We start from the raw sequence: 2,693 nt of genomic DNA on the forward strand, positions 1-2,693 counted from the left end.
GCAAAGTTCTAAAAGGTTTACCACATTACCTCACTTTTGCTCTATGATTATCTTTATTATCTTGCTTTGTCTACCTTATTCTACCACTCCGCTGAACGGATACAATTTACTAAACAGAAAAAAAAGACAAAAGAAACCCTAGGGTAGCTAGTTATTCACTATCCATTTTTTAAGTTGGCGTTTTTTAATGTTTTAAATAGCGCGTTTCAGCTTGTGTAGGTAAAAACCTAGAAATATTGCGAAGACACAAGGTGGACATAGTGCAAAAACTTAAAAATAAGACGCCAACTACGTTGTTTTCTTGCTGTTTAATCTGCACAGATGAAGATAACTGAACACCTTCAGTTTTATGATAAGGGGGCTGGCGAAGGGTGTCAAGCAAGTTTTTCGTTTCTATTTCCAATAAAAGTTTGTTATATGGTTGCGCAAGAAGTCTATTATAAATGAAATGAATGTGAAAAATATCTTATTAGCGTTTTTAGCACAAATGGTATTCAGTTTGCCGCTATTTGCAGCTGATCCTGTTTTGCTCAACTGCATTGAAACTCCAGAAATATATGACCTTGATGCAAGGCCAAAAAATTTTAGCTCTTCAAACAATTTAAGAAGGAAACCTGGTTCTCCAAATAGTGCAACAGGAGAATTAATACACATAGTGGGTAGAATTACTGATATAAACTGTTTACCAATACAAAATGCTGTAGTTTCTATATGGCACGCGAATTCACGCGGCGTGAACCATTACGATAAGAATATAGAGGATGATCCGAATTTTGCTGGATCAGGAAGGTTTGTAGTGAATAATCTTGGCTATTATAATTTTATTACGATAGCACCTGGTAAAATTGGTGATAGAGCTCCACATATCAACTTTCTAGTTCAACATCCGGATTTTCCGGAATTCACAACGCAAATGTTTTTTGTTGACCATAATTGCGATAATTGTGCTGATCCTGTTCTTGGAGATTTTGTTAGTAATGGGCTTGCAAGCCTTCTCATAACACCATTTACTTACAGTGATCAGGTCATAAAAACCTATACGTTTAACATTACCTTGGGCGGATATAATAAGTTCTCTAATAGAAGATAAAAACCCTTGCATGTAAGGGAGTCCATAGTAAACTTAAGTGTTATTGTACTTAGGATGTATATGAAAAATATCTTACTGATGTTTTTGCTATGTTTTATGTACAATTTACAATTATTTGCAACGGAGATACCAGCAATGAAAATAACAATTTCTAAAATTTCGCCCGATTTTAAAACAATAGTAATGGGTTTATTTGAAGACAACGAAACCATAAATGATAGCGGAGTTTTGCAAAGAAAACAGGTCATAGATAATATAAAGCAATTTAGCGATTTCAATGGAAGTTTTGGTGAATTTTTCTCTGCTGCTTTGCCAGAAGAAAAAAATGTTGTAGTTGTTGGACTGGGTAAGAAGGATGAATGGAATGAAAATAAAGAATTAAATATTGGTGGTAGAATATATTGTGAGCTAAGCAGATTAAAAATTAAAAAAGCAGCGGTTTTAATCGAAGGTAGTGCAGCAAATGTTGCATATGGTGCGTTTCTGCGTAGTTTTAAGTTTGATAAGTATAAAACTAAAAAGGATGAGAAAATTACAGAGGTAGAGGAGATTACCGTATTAGTAAAAGATGAACAATTAAGTAATGCTGAAAGATCATTTGAGCACTTAAGGCAAGAAGGTGAGAGTATATTCCTTGCGCGCTCTTTTATAACAGAGCCTCCTAACATTCTATATCCAGAATCCTATGCTGATCATATAAAAAAAGAACTTACTAAGCTTGGCCTTGAAATCGAGGTGCTTGATAAAAAGCAGATGGAAGAGAAAAAAATGGGAGCCTTGCTTGGAGTTGCACAAGGAAGTAGTAAAGAACCAAAATTAGTAGTGATAAAATGGAATGGAACTTCTAAAGAACAAAGGCCTATAGCTTTTGTTGGTAAAGGTATAACGTTTGACACTGGTGGAGTATCACTCAAACCTTCACGTGGTATGGAGTCGATGAAATATGACATGGCAGGCTCTGCTACTGTGGTTGGGGTGATGCATGCTTTAGCAGGACGAAAAGCAAAAGTAAATGCAATCGGCGTGGTCGCACTTGCAGAAAATGCAGTGGGTGGTAATGCTCAAAGACCAAGTGATGTAGTAACTTCAATGTCTGGGCAGACGATAGAAGTGTTAAACACTGATGCAGAGGGAAGGCTTATACTTGCGGATGCTTTGTGGTATACGCAAGAGAGATTTTCACCACAATTTATGATTGATCTTGCAACCTTAACTGGAGCTATAGTGGTTGCACTTGGAAATAACGAATATGCTGGTCTTTTTTCAAATAATGATGAATTAGCAAACCGTCTCATTGATGCCGGAAATGAAGTAAATGAGAAGTTATGGCGTTTTCCTATGAATGAAACTTATGACAAAATTATTGATTCACCGATGGCTGATGTTCAAAACATCGCTCCTGCAGGCTCTGGTGGAGATAGCATAATGGCTGCACAGTTTTTACAGCGTTTTGTGAATGAAACTTGCTGGGCACATTTAGATATCGCAGGCACTGCTTGGCACGAGAAAGGTACTGACATTTGTCCAAGAGGAGCAGTAGGTTTTGGTGTAAGGTTACTTAATAAGTTGGTTGAGAAGTACTACGAAGCCAATGATTAAAGGT

2 protein-coding genes are annotated in these 2,693 nt (G+C 36.5%); both read left to right on the forward strand.

Features of this window, described 5'->3' with window-relative positions:
• Nucleotides 1-448: 448 nt before the first annotated feature.
• Entirely contained in the window at nucleotides 449-1,090 is a 642-nt protein-coding gene (locus WGMM_RS01265) for a protocatechuate 3,4-dioxygenase (protein WP_038248867.1), read from the forward strand.
• Between the two features lie 96 nt (nucleotides 1,091-1,186).
• A complete protein-coding gene (locus WGMM_RS01270) occupies nucleotides 1,187-2,689 on the forward strand; it encodes a leucyl aminopeptidase (RefSeq protein ID WP_240991824.1) in 1,503 nt (500 codons plus the stop codon).
• Nucleotides 2,690-2,693: the final 4 nt, after the last annotated feature.

Origin of the sequence: Wolbachia endosymbiont of Glossina morsitans morsitans (genome assembly GCF_000689175.1) — a bacterium.
Classification (GTDB): domain Bacteria; phylum Pseudomonadota; class Alphaproteobacteria; order Rickettsiales; family Anaplasmataceae; genus Wolbachia; species Wolbachia pipientis.